1 protein-coding gene is annotated in these 228 nt (G+C 68.0%); it reads right to left on the reverse strand.

What is annotated here, in order from left to right:
• On the reverse strand, positions 1-228 hold a 228-nt coding region (locus KVS67_RS13895; protein ID WP_217565628.1), incomplete at both ends, for a type I restriction enzyme endonuclease domain-containing protein.

The following is a 228-nucleotide window of genomic DNA, read 5'->3' on the forward strand; positions in this document are numbered from 1 at the left end:
CCCCCGGCCCCGGCGCCTCCACCACGATCGGCTCGGAGAAGCCGCACCTGCGGGAGTGGATCGACCGCAGCGAGCAGCTCCGCCTGCACGAGTACCAGTTCGATGGCTTTCGCCTCAGTATCAGGCGGGTAGTCGTAGCGTGCCAGCAGGCGACGCACCTTGGAGCGCATGGTAGCGCGGACGGAGTCCTTGAGATTCCAGTCGATGGTGGCGGACTCCCGCACGGCC

The sequence above is a fragment of the Micrococcus sp. GbtcB5 genome (assembly GCF_019091605.1).
GTDB lineage: Bacteria > Actinomycetota > Actinomycetes > Actinomycetales > Micrococcaceae > Micrococcus > Micrococcus luteus.